Raw genomic sequence first — 18,882 nt, forward strand, 5'->3', positions numbered from 1 at the left:
AATTATTAAAAATTCAAAATATCGTGATCCTAATAATTTAAAAGCAATTCTTGTTAGAAATAAGGGTGTTAAGGAAGGAGAAGAAAATTTTCAGTATCTTTTTTCACGAACTGATTATATAAATGAAGTTCAATTGTTATTACAAAATTAATCTACATATTATCCTATTTTAACAGAAACCAATATTAAAAATATTATTGGTATTATTTTTCGTCAACAGGATTTTGAAGATGGGCCAGGACCTAAAAATGAAAAATTAAGAAAATTGTATAAAGAAAAAAATAAACAGTTTTCTAAAAATTTTACGCAATTAGAAGGCCGATGTTCATTTTATCGTAATGAAAAAGTTGATTTTAAATCATCAATTTTATTTGATATTTTTCATGTGGCATCTGAAATTTTAAAAATTAGTAAATATATTAAAGGTAAGGAAATTTTAGCTAAGAAAATTATTGATAATTTTTTCTATAATGACCAAAATAAAAAAAGCAAAACACTACTAAAAAAAATTCTAAAATAACATATTGATGAAAATATTTTTGATAGCCCTGCTTATAAAAATATAGAATTTAAAACTAAATATTTAAATCTTTTAAAAAAAAGAAGTTTTTGGTTTTGATGTATTAAAAGATGTTGATATCAATAATTTAAATAAGAACATCTATTATGAATTAGAAGAAATTATTCATACAAAAAATAATGAGTGTTAATAATGCAATTAATTATATGAAAAAGTTTTATTACTTGTTTAAAAGAATCAAATCCAGAGTTACTTAAATTACCAACATTATTATTAAATGATTATGAAGAAGATGAAGAGGAATATGAAATCAATGAAGAGGGAGAGTAGATAACGATAAATGCGAATGTTTGTATTTTTATGACTTACCTAATACGGCAAAAATGGATACTAAGAATTATACTAAATTTCATAAATTTTTAATTAAAAACGGTTATTATATGATTCAGTATTCTATTTATTGTAAGTTATGTTTAAATTATGATGAAGTTAATAATAATAATAATAATAATATGATTAATTTACATAAGCCGCCAAAAGGTAATGTAAGAATTTTAATAGTTACAGAAAAGCAATATGAATCAATAATACCACAGTTCGAATTATGAATTTTAATTTATATGAAGATTTTACCTCAGTAAAAGAAGTTAAAATTGGGGTGGGGATTGCAAATGATTTGAAGAAAAGTTGAATTGAAGGAGTTGATAAGGATGAGTATTTTACTGTTTCTATTGAAGAAGTAACCAAGGATTGTGTGGAAACAGCGGAATATTATGCCGCCGAAACAGTAATATTTAATAATTTACCAGTTTGTACTGATGCTTGAGTATATTATAATCTTAGTAAAGAAAGTCAGGAATTCATCCGTAAAAATATGCGCCAATATTTTAATTCACGAATGGTTCACCAAAGATTATTTACTAATTTAATTGATAATGACATTAAAAAACAAATTGAACAAGGAAATTTACAAATTGATGATGAATAGGATTACTAATTTCTAAGATTAGTAATTTTTTTATTTTAAGGTTTTATTAGAGTATAATTTAATATATATAGAAAGAGGGAACTTGATGAAAGGTTTAGTTTTTAAATATAAGGAATTAATTGATTGAAGTGAAGTACCAGCACCAAAAATTATTGATAATGAATATATTATTGTAAAAATTGAGGTATTTACTTTTTCACACTCTGATTATCGTCCTTATTTAGGAATGGACGACACGGTTGCCAAAAATACAATTATGGGCCATGAAGGGGTTGGAATTGTTAGCACAATTGGTAGAAAAGTAACATTTTTAAAAGTTAGGGACCGGGTTGTTATTAGTTGTATTATCCATTGTAACCAATGTAAGTTTTGTCAACAAGGTTTATATGCTAATTGTTTAAATGCTGGTTTTATTTTGGGAACTAAGATTAACGGAACCTATGCTGAATATGTCCGAGTTCCATATGGCGAATCTAGTGTTTATAAATTACCATCCGAAATTAGTACTGAACAGGGATTAATGTTATCAGATGTTTTATTAACAGCTTATGAAAATGTTATTTTAAAAGTTGATTTTAATAAAATTAATAATGTTGCATTAATTAGCGATGGGCCAATTGCCTTAGCAATCTTGTTATTTTTAAATTCTTATTATAAAAAAGTAACAGTTTTTGGCCATCACCGTATTAAGTTAGAGGTTTTTAAAGCTAATGGTGCTGAACAAATCATTAATAGTAAAAATAATGAGTTTGGAGATGAACAATATGATTTAGTAGTGGAATGTGTTGGAAATGATCGTGATACATTTACTTTAGCCCAACAATTAGTTGGTTTTAACAGTATTATTATTTCAATTAGGCTCTTTAAAAAACCAGTCATTTTTAACCTTAATGAACTATGATATAAAAATATTACCATCAAAACCGGGATTTTAAATAATGGGGCGACTCTTGAAGTAATTGATGAAATTTTAGCAAAAAAACTAGATCCAAATGTTTTAGTTTCCCAAGTGTATAATAAAGATGAAGTAATGGAAGCTTTCAACCAATTTGAAAATAAAGACTATTTTAAAAAAGTTGTTAATTTATGATTGTAGCATAGAAGGAGTAATAATTAAGATGGGTTTTTTTCAAAAACTAAAAGCAAACCGGGAAGAAAAAAAACAAATTAAGCTAGAAAAAGCTTTAAAAAAAACACGACTTTCATTTTCAACGGACATTAAAAAACTAGCTAGTAAATATAAAGAATATGATGATAATTATTTAGAAGAATTAGAGAATATTTTAATTGCTAGTGATATGGGAATGAACATGGTTTTACGAATTACCGATGAAATTCGTAAAAAAGTTAAAAAAGGATGGTCAATTGAAGAAACCAATAATTATTTAGTAGAAGTAATTATGGATTTATACAACGACCCAAAGTTGTGTCAAAACAAGTTAAATATTGAAGAGGAAAGATTAAATGTAATTTTAATGGTTGGTGTTAATGGTAGTGGTAAAACAACAACAATTGCTAAATTAACTAAAAATTTTTTAGACCAGGGCAAAAGGGTTTTATTAGTAGCGGGTGATACTTTCCGGGCAGGGGCTGTTGAGCAACTAAACCAATGAGCAGTCCGGTTACATACTGAAATTGTGAAACCAGCTAAAGAAGGACAAGATCCAGCTAGTGTTATTTATGATGGAATTGCCAAAGCAAAAGCAGGGAAGTATGACTTTTTAATAATTGATACTGCAGGAAGACTTCAAAATAAAGTTAACTTGATGAATGAACTAAATAAAATTACCCGAATTATTAAAAGAGAAATTCCAAGTGCCCCCCACGAAACTTTATTAGTTATTGATGGAGTAACTGGTCAAAATGGTATTTCCCAAGCCAAAAAGTTTTCCGAGGTAACAGATGTTAGTGGGATTGTATTAACAAAAATGGATGGTACAGCCAAGGGGGGCGTAGTCTTAGCAATCAAGGATCAACTAAATATTCCTGTAAAATTAATTGGCCTTGGTGAACAACCAGAAGATTTACAAGAATTTGATATTGAACAATATATTTATAATTTAACAAAAGATTTATTTGAAAGTGAAACCACCCCAGTAGGATAATGAAAGATCTTGAACGAACAAATTATCTAATCGATTTATATGAAATATATAGTTCATTATTAACCCCAAAACAAATTACCTACTTTAAATTGTATTTCTTTGAAGATTATTCATTAAGTGAAATTTCCGAAATGCAAGTTGTTTCGCGGAATGCTGTTTATGATTCGCTTTTAAAGATTAGCAAGACATTAATAAAATTTGAAAATAGTTTAAAAATATGTTATAAACAAACACAACGCGAAAATTTATACCAAAAATATTATGATACTAAAGAATGCCAGGAACTAATTAACAAATTAAAAAAAATTGAAGAAGATTAGGAGATTAAGGATGAAAATTTTAATGATTGGTGATATTTATGCAAAGGCAGGAAGAAAAGCGCTTGAAGAGTATTTACCTTTCATTATGAAAAAATATCAAATTCAATTTGTGGTCGCGAATGGTGAAAATACTAGTCATGGTAAATCAATCTTACGAAAGCATTATGAAGAATTAAAAGCATTGCAGGTTGATGTTATTACTTCCGGAAACCATATTTTTAAAAATCCCGAAGTCCCAAAATATATTGAAGAGGTTGATGATTTATTAAAACCACTAAATATGAATCCCTATACTCCTGGTTCAGGAACCGTTGTAAAAAAAGTTGGCAATAAAACCATCCGTGTTACTAATTTAATTGGTCGTAGTTTTATGGATCCTGCTGATAATCCACATTATGCATTGGAAAAAATTGTGGCTGAAGATAATAGTGATTTGCATTTAGTTGATTTTCATGCGGAAGCAAGCGCTGAGAAATTAGCCTTAGCTTGAAATTTTGATGGCAAAATTACTTGTTTAGTGGGAACGCATACACATGTTCAAACAACAGATAATCGTATTTTACCAAATGGTACTGCATATATTACTGATTTAGGAATGTGTGGTAGTTATAATTCAATTATTGGGGCTAATCCCGAAGAAGTTATTTTAAAAGAAAAAACTGGCTTACCAAGTCGTTTTCAACCCGCGGAAGATTTAGATAATTTAATTTTTTCAGGAATTATTTTGGAAACTGATAATGTTGATAATTCCGTGATTAAAATTGACCGAATTTTAATTACCCCTGATAATCAAGATAAATATAGATAGGAGCAAGGTTAATGAGTCAATTAATTACAATTAAAATGACAATTGGAATTGTGTTTGGAATTTTAGGATTTGCTCTATTATGTTATTTTATTAGTCGCTTTTATAAATTATTTTCCAAACGGGTGAGGGTAAATGAAGTACAGTTACCGGAACTAATTGATAATAAATATTTCATTAGTGCTGATCAATATCAATTCTCTGTGTTAGGGGAAATTAATAAAAATGACTGGGAAATTATCTTAGGAATCCATGACATTTATGGTAACAAAAATGATTTTGCTAGCTTAGTTAATAATAAGAATTTAAATTCTGAAATTTCATTTCTTAGTTTTAACCAGCGAAATATTGGCGATAATGATTACTACCAAACAAAGAATATCGGAATTTTAATAAATGATGTTTTAATGGCAATTGAAGTTATTAAAAATAAATATGAAAACCAAACAATTACCTTATTATTAGAAGGTTATAGTTGTGGTTTAGTTAATTACCTTTTACGAAAAACAAAACATATTACCAAAATAATTTTAGTTAATCCAATTACCAATAAAAAAACGATGCGCTTTTCTTTTTTTAGTAAAATTAGTATTTTCTTTAGTTTTTTATTTTATTTAAACAAAACTTTAAATATTAATATTGATTATCATTATTTTACTAATAACCAAGAGTATATTGTGAAGATGAAAGCCAACCCCCAACAATATTTTTTAAACCAAATTTTGCAAGTTAAACAAATTAATAAAAGAATTATCAAGAAAATAAATAACTTACAGGTTAAAACCTTATTATTGCAAAGTAATGGTAATAAATTTTATTTTCCCAAACGGTTGGCGAAAATTACCAACCCCTATGTTGAAATAACTAACCTTGATAATGATAACCATTTTATTTTTATTGATAATCTTGATGAGAAAATAATTAATTCAATGAATGACTTTGTGCAAAATTAAAAAGTTTGGAAGTTAACTTCCAAACTTTTATTTTTTACTTAATTCGTTTGATAAAAAGGTTAGGATTTCTAATAAATCATTTTGTTTTTGGTCGGTAATTAACGCTAATAATTGCTTATTAAGAGCTGATGAAATTTCCATAAATTTTTCAGCAATCATTCTCCCCCTTTGGTGTTAATTCCAACCAACTAATTCTTTTATCTTTTTGACAACGTTGTCAAACGATTAATTTTTCGACTCATTCCGGGCTTTTGTTTGATTAGAAATTTTTGATAATTTTGTCATTTTGGTTGTTGGATTGTTTTGCATATACAACAAGATTGGTCCGTCTGTTGGTTCAATATCAAAATATTTTGCGTGGGTTAAAAACTCACTAACTAGCGCATCAATTTCCTTATTAATTTTTCTCAGAACAAACATTAATTCATTAAATAACATCATTATCACCTACTTAAATTCTACCAAAAATTATCGGAAAAAGGGAATAACAACTTTGAACTTAGATTTCTTGGGCAAAGTCATCATGTGAAATTCTAGTTCTTGGGAAGGCTACCATTGGGTCAATCTTAAGATCATAATATCCTACCTAAACTAATTAAAAGAGTTGGATGATAGCGATTTTTATCTAAAACATCATATTTAGCTAAGATTTTTTCTAACGCTTGTGGATCAAGCCCGGTTATTACATTTGACCCAGTTTGTAAATCAGCTGCTTGTAAGGTAATAAATTTTGCTGCAATGTATGTCCTGTGGTCAGAAAATGAGTTAGCATCAACTGCCCCATTAATAACACCTTGCATGGCTTGTGAACATAACCATTTACCATTTCTGCTGGTAATTAACGGCTAAAACGTTCTGTTAAGAACTCAGTATCACTAGCATGTCCCTATTTGCTGCTAATAACACTAAAGTAACAGGTACATTATTGATTTTTTTTAGGATTTCCTTCTAATACTGCTGGTAAAATTGCTTTTTAGCATCTTCACTTTTAATAGCTACGACTTTAAAAGGTTCAACACCATAGGCATTTGGTACTAATCTTCCTGCTTCAATAATAGCATTTAAATCTTATTCTGATATTGATTTGTTAATATATGATTTAACTGCTTTTCTTCAATTTATTGCATCTTTTACTGACATTGTAATTTTCCTCTCCTTAATTTGTTGATGCGTTAACCATTATTATTTTAGTATTATTAGTTAACATGTTAACTAATTTTTAAAAGAATTTTAAAAAAATAAATTGATTTTTGTTTAAAAAATATCAGATTTTACGGTATAATTTTTTTGTTGTTAATACAACTAAAACTTATTCAGAAGTGGTTAGCATGCTAAGCAGTAATCCACTAGCAACCCTATATAGAAATTATAGAAGGTGCTTTTAGCAGGGCATATGATAGCTATCAATAAGGTTTATTAGTTATTTAAAAATCTTAAACTTATTAATTTTTTTGATAATCATATTTCTGATAAAGTAAACTAATTAGCCATTAACTAATTATTTTTTTAGTTAACTTATTTGGGAGAGGATTTATTATGGTATTACAAGAAAAGATATTATTTACATCAGAGTCGGTTTCGGAAGGCCATCCGGATAAAATTTGTGATCAAATTTCGGATGCAATTTTGGATGCTTGTTTAACTCAAGATCCAAATTCACGGGTAGCTTGTGAGTGTTTTATTACAACAAATCGTTTAATCATTGGAGGAGAAATTACGACCAAAGCAATTGTTAATTATGAACAAATTGCTCGTAACGTTTTAAAAGCAATTGGTTATGATGATGAAGAATGGGGAATTAACTGAGAAACTTGTCAAATTGAAATTTTAATTAATACGCAATCACCAGATATTGCAATGGGAGTTAATAAAAATGGGGCTGGTGACCAAGGAATTATGTTTGGTTATGCTACAAATGAATCAGATAATTACATGCCCTTAGCAATTTCAATTGCTCATGACTTGGTCAAAAGAGCTAGCTCATTACGCAAACAAGGTTTATTTTCCCAAGCTCGTCCGGATATGAAATCACAAGTCACGTTAGATCTTACTAATCAAAAAAAAATTTTAGTTGATACAGTTCTAATGTCGATTCAACATCATCATAATATTGATGAAAATGCGTTTAAAAAATATATTAAAAATGAAATTATGATTCCGGTTATTAAAAAATATAGCTTAAATGATGATTTTAAAATTTTAATTAACCCAACCGGTCGTTTTGTAATTGGAGGGCCAAAGTGTGATACGGGACTAACAGGACGAAAAATTATTGTTGATACTTATGGGGGTTATGCCCGTCATGGTGGTGGTGCTTTTTCAGGGAAAGATGGTACTAAAGTTGATCGCAGTGGGGCCTATATGGCACGCTATGTTGCCAAGAACGTTGTTGGGGCTGGATTAGCTGACCGCTGTGAAATTCAGTTATCTTATGCAATTGGAATTGCAGAACCAATTTCAATTTATATTGATACATTTGGTACTAATCGCATTCCTAATAATGTTATTTTAAAAGCAGTTGAGGAAGTGTTTGACTTTTCTCCAACGGCAATGATTAAAAATCTTGAACTACAAAAACCAATCTTTCAGCAGACAGCTACTTATGGTCATTTTGGACGTCCTAGTCATGAGTTACCATGGGAAAGATTAGACAAAATTTATTTATTAACAAAATATATTATTTTGCCCTAGTTTATTGATATAATTAACATAGAATTAACAATTAATGGGAGAAATATTATGGCATATAAATTAATTGCACTGGATTTAGATGGCACAACTGTCAAACGAAAAAATAAAATTTCAAAGCAAAATGTTAAAACAATTAAATGGGCATTACAAAATGATATTAAGATTATTATTGCAACTGGTAGAAGTATTAAAGCAATTAAAACAGTAGCTGATAAATTAGGAGTAATCAATTATGACTTGCCAGTAATTGGTTTTAATGGTGGAGTTATTTATGATTTTTTAAATAATCGAATAATAAAACAAAATTCTTTTTTAACTGCTGAAGTTCAGGATGTTTTTAGAATTGCTAATAAAAATAAGGTACAACTATGAGCATATTCAGTTAAAGATGATGATTTAGCATATGTCAACACTAACCGGGGATTAATGGTTAAATGAATGAGTTGGCATACAAAACGTAAGCGCGTGTTATATAATAAAGTAGCAAATTTTAATGATGAAGTCTTTAAATTCGTTGTAAGTGGTAACCGACCAAATGTTCTTGCTTTTAAAGAAGAAATTTTAGCAAAGTATCAATTTAATATTTTTGACTGGTCTTATGTCTCTAAATCAAAATTAAATCTTGAAGTTTCCCCTTTAAATACCGATAAAAAAGATGCGGTGGAATATATTGCAAAAATGTATGATATTAAGCAGGAAGAAGTTATTGCAATGGGGGACGGTTCAAATGATCGCGAAATGTTAAAATGAGCAGGGTTAGGAATTGCCATGGGGAATGCTAAACAAGATATTAAAAATATTGCCAATGAAGTTACTCATCATCATAAAAAATCCGGAGTAGCAAAAGCAATTAAAAAACACCTTAATAATAAATAAAAAAATTACTTAAGTAGTGATTTTTTTATGTTTGTTCTTGTTTACTTGCTTGCTTTTTATTTTTAACATATTCATAAATCATCATTCCTGCGGTGTATCAAATTACCACAATGATTAACCAAGTTAGAATATTCACAAAGTTATCTTTATTAAGACCTAACCCTTTTTGAATACCAATAAAAACAATTAAATATGCACAAATAACTCCAAATGAACCACCAATTGTAAAAGCTAATGATGGTTTAATTTCATAATTTTGATCTTTAATAAAACGTAAGGCCCCGATTGGCATTAGAAAGGCAGCTGAACCCATCATAATAGGAAATGCACAAATAGCGCTTAATCCTAATAAGTAAGTAACAGCCATTGCAGGAGCATAAATCCCAACTCCTAAGGACATTAAGGCTCCTAAGATGAAGAACACAACCGCTCCCACCAAATATTTCCATCATATTTGTAAGGAATCAGCATTCCCAGAACTTGGCATGACACCAACTTGTTTTTGACCTAATAAAATAATAATTGAGATAATAATCAATACAATACTAATAAAAATTTGGGCCCAACCTAATTTTATTTTATTAGCAAACATTGCCCCTAAGTATGATCCAATTGAAGCTGCCGCAATTAAAAAAACTAGGGTTAGTCACTCAACTTTTATCAGGGAAATAAAAATAATTGCTTCTAAACAAGTGGGAACCGCGTGACCAATATTTAAAGTCCCTAAGATTTTTTTATCATTTTTTATTTGTTTAGTTAATTTTAATAAAACAATACTAATTGCAAATGAACCAATACCAATAGTATCAAAGAAATCAGCAATGAACCCAATAATCCCTAATTTTCATATTCGCTGCTTAATATTATTATCAAACTCGCCAACGTTTTTTTCTGCCTGGCCGTAGCACCGATAACTTTTCGTAATTAAATAATATACAAAAATTCCGACAAAACATAATAATACTAAACATATTATAGTAGATGTTAATGTTGGTTGTCAGATGTTTGTAAAATATAGCGTGATTAAAAAAATAATCAAAATAATCGGAATGCTTAGTAAACTTCAATAAAGGATTTTTTTCTGCATATTATGTTTCTTTCTGCTAAATATAATCATAATTATTATATTATTAATGGAATAATTCTACCATATTTAAATTTGACATTAAAATAATATGAAATTTTAAAATATTTTTTATAAAAAAGACTACTTAATTATTGATATTTTTACATTTTTCCCTATAATTAACTTAAATGAAAATTAAAAAACAAAAAGTTTAGTATAACTAAACAAGATAAGGAGGAAAACTAATGAAAATTGGTGAAAAAATTAAATTATTACGTCAAAAAAATAATTTAACCATTGAAGAGTTAGCTAATCGTTGTGAGTTAACAAAAGGGTTTATTAGCCAAATTGAACGGAATATTTCCTCCCCAAGTATTGAAACTTTAGAAAGTATTTTAGAGGTTTTAGGCACCAATTTAGGCGATTTTTTTAAGCAGGAAAAGAATCGAAAGTTTGTGTATGGTGTCGAAGACCGCTATGAAGTTGAGCAAGATAATTATCGTATTGAATGGTTAATTCCAAATGCGCAAGCAAATGAGTTAGAACCAATTTTAATTCAAATTAAACCGTATAGTGAATCCCAGAAGTTATTACCCTTTGAAGGTGAGATCTTTGGTTATGTCTTGTCCGGGGAAGTTAGTGTCTATAGTGGAACAAAATTTCAAAAAGCTTATGAAAAAGATAGTTTTTATTTGTATGGTAATAATCAACATTATTTAAAAAATAATAGTAATAAAATTGCGGAAGTGCTGTGAATTTCAACTCCGCCCGTATTTTAATAAGAAAATGAGAGAAAGGAAAAAACAAAATTGGAAAAAAATATTTTAGAATTACGTAATATTTCTAAACAATATGATGGAAAGGTTATTTTAAAAGGAATTAGTGTCAATATTAAAGAAGGTGAGTTTGTAACTTTATTAGGACCTTCTGGGTGTGGTAAAACAACAACTTTACGCTTAATTGGTGGTTTTGAAAAACCAGATAGTGGCGAAATGCTCTTTGAAGGGAAAAACTGATTAAAAGTTGCTGCAAACAAGCGGGAAGTTAATACTGTTTTTCAAAATTATGCGTTATTTCCCCATATGAATGTCTTTGATAATATTGCGTATGGTTTAAAAATTAAAAAGAAAAAATTTGATTTTATTAAGCGGGAAGTTTGTCGCTTTTTGCGTTTAGTGGGTTTAGATGGCTTTGCAGATGCCCGGATTGAATCATTATCTGGGGGACAAAAACAACGAGTAGCACTAGCCCGCGCTTTAATTAATCGTCCCCGAATTTTATTGCTAGATGAACCAATGTCAGCGTTAGATGTTAAACTTCGGAAAAAAATGCAAAGTGAATTAAAAGCTTTGCAAGAAGAAATTGGGATTACTTTTATTTTAGTAACCCATGATCAAGAAGAGGCCTTAACATTATCTGACCGGATTATTGTAATGAATAAGGGGGCAATTCAACAAGTAGGAACTCCGAGTAAAATTTATAATGAACCGGAAAACTTGTGAACAGCGCAATTTATTGGTGATTCCAATATTATTTCAGATGCCATTTTTGTTAAGGATTATTTAGTTAAAATTGATGGCAAAAATTTTTCGTGTTTAGACCGGGGATTTGGGGAAAATGAAGATCGGATTGATATTATTATTCGCCCCGAAGATATTGATATTGTGGCAAAGGGGGACGGTTATTTTAATGGGACAGTGGAGTCGTTAAATTTTAAGGGAGTCCATTGAGAAATTGTGGTGGCAACTAAACATCGAAAATATTTAATTCATACTACCGACCATGTTGAAGAAGAAAGCGAAGTTGCGGTAAAGTGAAATCCCGAAGATATTCATGTCATGTGAAAAGAAATTGATGATTAGGTTTCGTAATGAAAAAAAATCTAGATAAAAAAGAATTCAAATTCTGAATTAAAACTAAAAAATGATTTAAAAAAACTAAATCAAAACTTCGTTCTTTCTTTCAAACATTATCCGCGTGATGTAAAACTCGCTACCATAACATTATTTATAATACCCAAAAAACTAAGTGATTCCAACGAGGAATTAACCTATTAATCTGACCATACATTATTTTAATGATTTTATTAATTGTAGTTCCACTGTTAATTATTTTATTGTATTCGTTTATTCAACCAACAGGAAACAGCTTAGTTTTTGAATTTAATTTTGCTAACTTTGCGGCCTTCTTTTCCCAACAAGCCTTTGTGGTGTCCTTATTTTTATCATTAGGTTATGCTTTAATTGCCGCAATTATTGCAATTATTATTGCTTATCCAGTTGCCTATGTCATGGCTTTTTGTAAATCAAAATTATTATCTAAAAATATTTGAATTTTAGTAACTTTACCAATTTGAATTAACATGTTACTAAAAATTATTGGGTTGAAAACATTATTCCATATGATTGCCCCGGGGCTGTTAGGAACTCCGGTTTCCATTGTTATTGGGATGGTCTATGCTTTTATTCCCTTTGTGATCTTACCGATTTATAATAGTTTGGATAAAATTGATCATTCCTTAATTGAAGCATCACGTGATTTAGGAGCAAATGGTTTTACGACCTTTTGAAAAGTCATTTTTCGCCAGTCAATTCCGGGAGTTATTACTGGGGGAACTTTATTATTAGTGCAAGCAGCAACTTCGCTGTTAATCGTAAAATTTATGGGAAATGGTCAAATTAGTATGATTGTTGAAGTTATTAAATCCTACTTTTTTAAAGGAGGTAACTTTGGGTTAGGGGCTGCCATCTCGGTAGTATTAGCTGTGATTGTCTTTATCATTATTATTGTTTCAAATTGAATGTCAAAAGTATTTGAAACTAAAAGGGGGAAACGAAATGAGAAACTTTCTTAAATGTTCTTACATGGGAATTATCTTATTATTTATCTATGTTCCCATTGTAATTTTAATTTTATTTTCTTTTAATAATAGTGATAGTATGGGAATTTTCACTGGCTTTTCTGATCGCTGATACCATGAATTATCCCAACAACAATCATTTTTACAAAGTATTATTATTTCGGTCTTTACCGCGGTGATTGCCACATTAGTGTCAACTATTTTGGGAACCTTAGCTGCAATTGGCTTAAGTCGCGCTCGTAAAGTTACCCAAAAAATAACATTATCAATTACTAACATCCCCTTAATTAATGCTGATATTATTACTGCGGTTTCATTAATAATGTTATTTATTGCACTAGGAGCAAAATTTGGGTTCTTAACTTTAGTGCTAGCCCATATTTCGTTTGATGTTCCTTATGTTATTATCACAGTGTTACCTCGTTTACGAAAAATTGATCCGCGTTTAATTGAGGCATCTTTAGACTTAGGTGCGAAGCCATCGCAAACACTATGAAAAATTATTTTACCAATTTTAAAACCAGCAATTATTTCAGCCGCCGCGATTGCTTTTGCGATGAGTTTTGATGACTTTATTATTTCTTATTTTACAGGGGGTGATGATGTTAATGTGGCAACTTTCATTTATACAATGAAGAGAATTAAACCCTTTGTGAATGCTTTTGGAACAATTTGTATTGCAATTATTGGTTTTGTAATTATTGGCTGAAACGGGTGAAATATTTATAAGGCAAGTCATGAAAAATTCCGAAAAGAAATGTTAAAAGGAACTTATAAAGATAAAACAATGTTGCGTTATGAAATGCGCTTGGCTATGTTATACCATAGTTTAAACAACCAAACTTTAACATATGAAAAAGTTAAAGAACGCTTGCGCACAAAAATTATTTATTGAGAAGATAAATATGCCAAAGGACTCGCCTGGGCTAAGAATAAAAAAAATAATTTTATTCTCAAAGAAGAGCGCCGGGAGACAATTAGTGAAATTTCGCGGAATAAGTTCCGCTGGTTTATGAAAACTTGAAAACCGATTACTTTAGTAATAATTTGTGCTGGTTCGATTAGTTTGCTAACAGGAGTTTATATTACAAACAATATTTATGACCTTGTGGTTGCTAATTGAAGTGGTTATATTACAGATAGTGTCTTAAATGGATTCCAACAAAAATACCATGTTAAAGTTAAATATGTTGTGTATGATAGTAATGAAACTCTATACAACAAGTTATACACGACTAAATACGATGTGATGGTTCCTAGTGATTATATGGTTGCCAAATTAGGGGGGCAAGGAGACTTAGCAAAAATTAATTATATTAAATTAAATGCGGTCGATCCTAATTTCCACCTTGTAAAACCAAATCCTAATTTTGATAGCAAGATTGCGGGCTATGATGTGAGGTTTAACCAATGGTTTAATGATAAAAATGTTGATGTTAATTATTATCAAAATAATGATATTCAGTTCTATAATACTTGTATTAATACAAATGATAAAAAACCGCCAGCAAGTTGTTTTGACAAAAATAAAATAGTTATGGTTAATAATGGCCTATTAGGAATTCAAAATAAAAATAAAATTGCTAGCCCTACAATTAATGCTTCAATTACTGACTATAATATTCCATTATTTTGGGGTGATATGTCGTTAGTTATCCGTCCATCTGCTGATAATATTGCTTTTATTCGAAATATTTTAAATGAAGAAAATAAAAACCTGCCAGGGACAATTGCTAAATTTGGGATTAGTGAACAAGCATGAACAGCGGACCGCCAACAATATGTTATTAATGATGTTTATGATCCCAAAAATGTTACATATTCGAACGGGATTTCATGGGATATTTTATGAAAAGCAGCCCAAGCCGGTAAAAAAGTTCTGTTAAATAATGATTATAAAAATCTATTCATGATTGCTAGTGAAAAAAATCGCCAGCAAGTCTTACCAACAACACAGCAAGAAGTTGACAAAGATTTTAATGATTTAAAAACCTTGTTAAAATATAATAATGTTGCTTTAAAAAATGATGAAATTATTAATGATGTTGGGGATGGCCGTTTTGACTTTGCGTTTATGTATAATGGCGATGCCATTGCTGCTGACGCTGGTGATAATGGCGAAGGTGGGTTTGCAAATAGTGGACAAGTCGGCAGCGACCACAAATTATTAATAACACATCCTCGTTTTGCAAAATATAATGCCATCCAACAGAAATTTACTAATATTGAAGGAACCAATATTTGGAGCGATAACTTTGTAATTGCCAAAAACTCAAGACATCAGGACTTAGCTTATAAATTTATTAATTATGTAATTCAACACCAATCAGAATTAACTGAAAATGCTGGGTATACTTCTCCATATCAACAAGTGATGGACTATGAAATTAACCCGGTCGTAAAACCTGGTGATGAATTAGGACCAATGCTGGACTATAATCGTGAATATGTGCCCGTCTCAAAATGGGATAGTACTCTTAATAACTATGTATCTGATCCGATTGCCGCTGATGGACCATTCTATAATGGTAGTCTTGATGACTATCTGGTTAATAAATATAATATTTTAATTGCCAGTAAAAATTAAAAGATAAGAAGATCTTATCTTTTTTATTTTCACTTTATTTAATATAATTATTTTGGATAAGATACACTAAAATATTGGTTTTAAGAAAGGCATAATAAAAATAATTACTTAAATTAGAAAGAAGGTTTTTATTATGAAAAAATTACTAAGTTTATTTAGCGCACTAGTTTTTACAACTATTGGTGTGAACAATGTTTTTGATAACGATAGAATTGAAAAAACAGCAAATAAGATAAAAGAGTTGTATGTTTTAGGAGATAGTTTTTCAGATGTGGGGGTTTTAACAGGAGCAGTTTCTAGTTTTTTTAGCTGACCACAAGGTTTTAACTGCCAGCAAATTACAGTTAGGGGCTCCTTTTTATAAAAATAGTTCGTTTTCAACGGGACTGGTTGCGGTCGAAGTTTTAGCAAAAGAATTAAATCTTGATTTAACCATCAGGATGGGAATATCAAATTTCGAGCAATTCATGGTTTCTTAATAAAGAATACTCACATTATGGTAATAACTACGTATTTGCTGGTTCCCAATTAACACCCCAAGGGAGGTAAGTTTTTATAAACATCCAATTGAATGAGTTAAAAATAATATCTTAAATAAATTTGATTTAACTTCGCAATTTCATATGCTTTTAAAACAACATTCTATTAATAAAGATAGTTTGTTTATTGTGGAGAGTAGTAATAATGATATTTTTAATCAAATGGACAATGAGCAAACTGATGATAATAAATTAGTAGATCAATTAATTAAGACGCTTGGTTCTGTTCTTGACAAGTTAATTAATTCAGGATCTCAGAAAATTTTGGTTGCCAATGTTGTTAGTCTTTCGAAGACACCGCGATTTGTTAATTATCAAACAGCGTGAATTAAGAAAATTGTTGATAACTATAATAACCAATTAAACAACTTACTAAAAAACAAAAAGTCAAAATATGTTCATTTATTTAATTTAGAAAAAGAACTAAATAATTATATCGAATTAGCAAATAAAAGAGGGGTGGACACCAAAAATGCTGTAGTCCATAAAAATTTGGATAGAGTGAGTTTATTGCGCAGCCTTAGTCTATTTGGGACAGGAGAAATTACAATGAGTTATATAAATAATAAAAGTGTAAAAGATCTTAATAATACTTTTTTTCTGGATGATGTGCACACCACCCTGTGAGTTCAAAATCTAGTTGGGAAAGATATGCATCAATTTATAAAGAACTGATAAATTTACCATTTGATTATTTATTTAAAAATGAAATTTTATTTGCATTTTTTTATTTTTTAAAATTTATTTAAAAGGAAATGATAACTTTATTTATTAAATAAAAAATAAGTGAGGTGATTTTTATTAAAAAGAAATGATATTTTTTATTAATTCCGTGAAAACAGTGGACCCTGATTCTTTAAGCAATGGTGATTCTCCCAATGGGACAACCGTAGCAGTGATTTTTCAAAATAAATATCGCTTGCCATTAACAAATGAAAAAGTTATTTCCCCACTCTTATCCAGTTACTGCCACTCTGTTAGGAACAAGTGTTAACGAAATTTTAGTTAATTATCATTTTGTTTTTTATAATTTTTATCCGTTAGACAAGCAACTTTTAACAAGGAAAGTCTTAACAAGTATAACAGTTATTCTCTTATCCAAAGAACAGTTTATTAAATAACATTCTCAAAAACTAATAACAGAAAAACTATTAGAACAGTTAAATTTTCCGCGGGCAATTATTCCCAATTTATTAAAAATTTTACATAGTAATTTTTTAACAACTTTCCAGATAAAAAGTAACTTACAAAATTATTTGGGGCCGTAGTTATAAAAAATACTATAATATTTTATTATTGTTTGTAGTAATTTAATGTTATTAAAACTAAGAAAATTTTAACAGTAATGGTTTTTAATTGTTATTAATTTTATTATTACTAAGTTAATCATTATTAATAATTTATATTATTTATTATCGTTACCATTAAGTTTCTTGATTTTGTTAGGATGTTGGCAAAAAAAATTTTGATATATTTTTTTGATAGGGATTGTTGTTATTAGTCATTTAATGATTATTAAATTTAGTTATAGACCACCCTTACATAAAACATTAATGTGTTACTTTTTCTCTTAAATAAATTATTAATGTCCATTTTTCCATGACGGAGAACTTGAATCTTAACTTGCGGATTGCATTTTTCTATTTGTATTTAATAAATTTTAATCTGACAACCTTAAAGGCGGTCATTGTTTTATTTGTAACTTTGTTCAACAATAATTTTTGTAAAAAGAAATTTGATCATAATCAACGATGATGTGCTAGTTTTTTATTAACATTAGGAGTTTACCCGTTTGCTTTTTAACAGTTGGTTTTATTTATGGTTTTTCAATTACGCTACTTTTTACTAGTATATGGCGGCAAATAAAACACTTACCTTATTAAAAACAGGTTATTATTCTTAATGCCTTCATTTTTTTAATTGCTAGTGGTTGAAATATTTACTTTAATTTTAGTATTATTTTTACGAGCATGTTATTTAATATTATCTTAACGCCCCATTTATGGCAATTATTTTTTTAGCTAATTTTATAATTGTTTTTATTAAACCATTACATTTTTTCTATTCCTGGTTTTATTTTATCTTATGGCATTATTCTTTGGTATTATTAAAAATTAACTTTAAATGGAATCTTGGCACCCTTAATTTTGTTTTTATTTGTTGTTATTATTTAATTTTTCTGTTGGCTTGTTACTATATTAAGTGGCTTAAAAAAAATATTAATTATTTTATTCATTATTTTAATTGGAATCATGCTTTCATTTAATTTTTTGAGTAAACCAGCGGTTTCTTTAACAATGTTAAATGTTGGAAATGGTCAAACAATTATTATGGAAGATAAATGACATTCAAAAGTTATTGCTTTTGATTTGGGCTGGGCGCCGGAACAGGATTCTCACCAACTATGGTCAGTGATTATTTACGATGAAAAGGAATCAATTAAATTAGTAAGGTTTTTATTTCCCATCATCACCAGGATTATAACAATAATCTGAGCGATGTCCAAAAGAAACTATGGGTTTTTAACTTTTAAATAATAATTTAACAGAGAAAAAATATCAAATTGACGATT

23 protein-coding genes are annotated in these 18,882 nt (G+C 28.9%); 19 read left to right on the forward strand and 4 right to left on the reverse strand.

Annotation, left to right across the window (positions count from 1 at the left end):
* The first annotated feature begins 265 nt into the window (after window positions 1–265).
* The 9 genes from P344_RS00515 to P344_RS00550 all read left to right on the forward strand — a co-directional run bounded on the left by P344_RS00515 (window position 266) and on the right by P344_RS00550 (window position 5,691).
* Window positions 266–520: a hypothetical protein gene (locus P344_RS00515; RefSeq protein WP_025316941.1), complete on the forward strand. Its 255-nt coding sequence runs from the start codon at window positions 266–268 to the stop codon at window positions 518–520.
* Between the two features lie 192 nt (window positions 521–712).
* Window positions 713–850: a hypothetical protein gene (locus tag P344_RS06460; RefSeq protein WP_156028494.1), complete on the forward strand. Its 138-nt coding sequence runs from the start codon at window positions 713–715 to the stop codon at window positions 848–850.
* A gap of 20 nt (window positions 851–870) precedes the next feature.
* A complete protein-coding gene (gene cas2 / locus P344_RS00520) occupies window positions 871–1,161 on the forward strand; it encodes a CRISPR-associated endonuclease Cas2 (RefSeq protein WP_025316942.1) in 291 nt (96 codons plus the stop codon).
* Window positions 1,125–1,508: a hypothetical protein gene (locus P344_RS00525; protein ID WP_025316943.1), complete on the forward strand. Its 384-nt coding sequence runs from the start codon at window positions 1,125–1,127 to the stop codon at window positions 1,506–1,508. Before cas2 ends, P344_RS00525 begins: the two co-directional genes overlap by 37 nt.
* An 85-nt stretch (window positions 1,509–1,593) precedes the next feature.
* Window positions 1,594–2,604 carry an alcohol dehydrogenase catalytic domain-containing protein gene (locus P344_RS00530; protein WP_025316944.1) on the forward strand — a complete coding sequence of 337 codons (1,011 nt, stop codon included), beginning with the start codon at window positions 1,594–1,596 and terminating at the stop codon, window positions 2,602–2,604.
* 22 nt (window positions 2,605–2,626) lie between these two features.
* Window positions 2,627–3,613 (forward strand): signal recognition particle-docking protein FtsY, encoded by a 987-nt coding sequence (gene ftsY, locus P344_RS00535; RefSeq protein ID WP_025316945.1) that lies wholly within the window; start codon window positions 2,627–2,629, stop codon window positions 3,611–3,613.
* A complete protein-coding gene (ylxM, locus tag P344_RS00540; RefSeq protein ID WP_025316946.1) occupies window positions 3,613–3,933 on the forward strand; it encodes a YlxM family DNA-binding protein in 321 nt (106 codons plus the stop codon). Before ftsY ends, ylxM begins: the two co-directional genes overlap by 1 nt.
* Window positions 3,934–3,943: 10 nt before the next feature.
* Window positions 3,944–4,741, forward strand: coding sequence for a TIGR00282 family metallophosphoesterase (locus P344_RS00545; RefSeq protein ID WP_025316947.1), 798 nt, complete (start codon window positions 3,944–3,946; stop codon window positions 4,739–4,741).
* 11 nt (window positions 4,742–4,752) lie between these two features.
* Window positions 4,753–5,691 (forward strand): serine aminopeptidase domain-containing protein, encoded by a 939-nt coding sequence (locus tag P344_RS00550; protein WP_025316948.1) that lies wholly within the window; start codon window positions 4,753–4,755, stop codon window positions 5,689–5,691.
* Window positions 5,692–5,718: 27 nt separating this feature from the next.
* Here P344_RS00550 and P344_RS07730 read toward each other — a convergent pair whose 3' ends face one another.
* The 3 genes from P344_RS07730 to P344_RS05865 form a co-directional block, all read right to left on the reverse strand.
* Window positions 5,719–5,850 (reverse strand): hypothetical protein, encoded by a 132-nt coding sequence (locus P344_RS07730; protein ID WP_269078602.1) that lies wholly within the window; start codon window positions 5,848–5,850, stop codon window positions 5,719–5,721.
* A 66-nt stretch (window positions 5,851–5,916) separates the two neighbouring features.
* Window positions 5,917–6,132, reverse strand: a complete 216-nt coding sequence (locus P344_RS00555; protein ID WP_148552267.1) for a hypothetical protein — start codon at window positions 6,130–6,132, stop codon at window positions 5,917–5,919.
* A gap of 125 nt (window positions 6,133–6,257) precedes the next feature.
* Window positions 6,258–6,491 (reverse strand): nitroreductase family protein, encoded by a 234-nt coding sequence (locus P344_RS05865; protein WP_025316950.1) that lies wholly within the window; start codon window positions 6,489–6,491, stop codon window positions 6,258–6,260.
* Window positions 6,492–7,227: 736 nt separating this feature from the next.
* Here P344_RS05865 and metK point away from each other — a divergent pair.
* Both metK and P344_RS00570 read left to right on the forward strand, forming a co-directional pair.
* On the forward strand, window positions 7,228–8,382 hold the full coding sequence (gene metK / locus P344_RS00565) for a methionine adenosyltransferase (protein ID WP_038677537.1): 1,155 nt from the start codon (window positions 7,228–7,230) through the stop codon (window positions 8,380–8,382).
* A gap of 48 nt (window positions 8,383–8,430) precedes the next feature.
* On the forward strand, window positions 8,431–9,258 hold the full coding sequence (locus P344_RS00570) for a Cof-type HAD-IIB family hydrolase (protein WP_025316952.1): 828 nt from the start codon (window positions 8,431–8,433) through the stop codon (window positions 9,256–9,258).
* A 25-nt stretch (window positions 9,259–9,283) separates the two neighbouring features.
* Here the strand turns inward: P344_RS00570 and P344_RS00575 are convergent, their stop codons facing one another.
* Entirely contained in the window at window positions 9,284–10,345 is a 1,062-nt protein-coding gene (locus P344_RS00575; RefSeq protein WP_025316953.1) for a TSUP family transporter, read from the reverse strand.
* A 224-nt stretch (window positions 10,346–10,569) separates the two neighbouring features.
* Between P344_RS00575 and P344_RS00580 the strand changes: the two genes are divergently transcribed.
* The 8 genes from P344_RS00580 to P344_RS00610 all read left to right on the forward strand — a co-directional run bounded on the left by P344_RS00580 (window position 10,570) and on the right by P344_RS00610 (window position 18,847).
* A complete protein-coding gene (locus P344_RS00580; RefSeq protein WP_025316954.1) occupies window positions 10,570–11,103 on the forward strand; it encodes a helix-turn-helix domain-containing protein in 534 nt (177 codons plus the stop codon).
* A gap of 30 nt (window positions 11,104–11,133) precedes the next feature.
* Window positions 11,134–12,186: a spermidine/putrescine ABC transporter ATP-binding protein gene (gene potA / locus P344_RS00585; protein ID WP_025316955.1), complete on the forward strand. Its 1,053-nt coding sequence runs from the start codon at window positions 11,134–11,136 to the stop codon at window positions 12,184–12,186.
* An 8-nt stretch (window positions 12,187–12,194) separates the two neighbouring features.
* Window positions 12,195–13,178, forward strand: coding sequence for a spermidine/putrescine ABC transporter permease (gene potB, locus P344_RS00590; protein WP_025316956.1), 984 nt, complete (start codon window positions 12,195–12,197; stop codon window positions 13,176–13,178).
* Complete coding sequence (locus tag P344_RS00595; protein WP_025316957.1) at window positions 13,162–15,771, forward strand: extracellular solute-binding protein; 2,610 nt, start codon at window positions 13,162–13,164, stop codon at window positions 15,769–15,771. The genes potB and P344_RS00595 overlap by 17 nt, the downstream gene beginning before the upstream one ends.
* A gap of 133 nt (window positions 15,772–15,904) precedes the next feature.
* On the forward strand, window positions 15,905–16,135 hold the full coding sequence (locus P344_RS00600; RefSeq protein WP_025316958.1) for a hypothetical protein: 231 nt from the start codon (window positions 15,905–15,907) through the stop codon (window positions 16,133–16,135).
* A gap of 259 nt (window positions 16,136–16,394) precedes the next feature.
* Entirely contained in the window at window positions 16,395–16,988 is a 594-nt protein-coding gene (locus tag P344_RS00605; RefSeq protein WP_025316959.1) for an SGNH/GDSL hydrolase family protein, read from the forward strand.
* Between the two features lie 254 nt (window positions 16,989–17,242).
* The gene (locus tag P344_RS06465; RefSeq protein WP_148552269.1) at window positions 17,243–17,431 is read left to right on the forward strand and encodes a hypothetical protein; all 189 of its coding nucleotides are present in this window, start codon (window positions 17,243–17,245) and stop codon (window positions 17,429–17,431) included.
* Window positions 17,432–18,607: 1,176 nt separating this feature from the next.
* The gene (locus P344_RS00610) at window positions 18,608–18,847 is read left to right on the forward strand and encodes a hypothetical protein (RefSeq protein ID WP_025316960.1); all 240 of its coding nucleotides are present in this window, start codon (window positions 18,608–18,610) and stop codon (window positions 18,845–18,847) included.
* Window positions 18,848–18,882 lie beyond the last annotated feature (35 nt).

Origin of the sequence: Spiroplasma mirum ATCC 29335, from assembly GCF_000565195.1 — a bacterium.
GTDB lineage: Bacteria > Bacillota_I > Bacilli_A > Mycoplasmatales > Mycoplasmataceae > Spiroplasma > Spiroplasma mirum.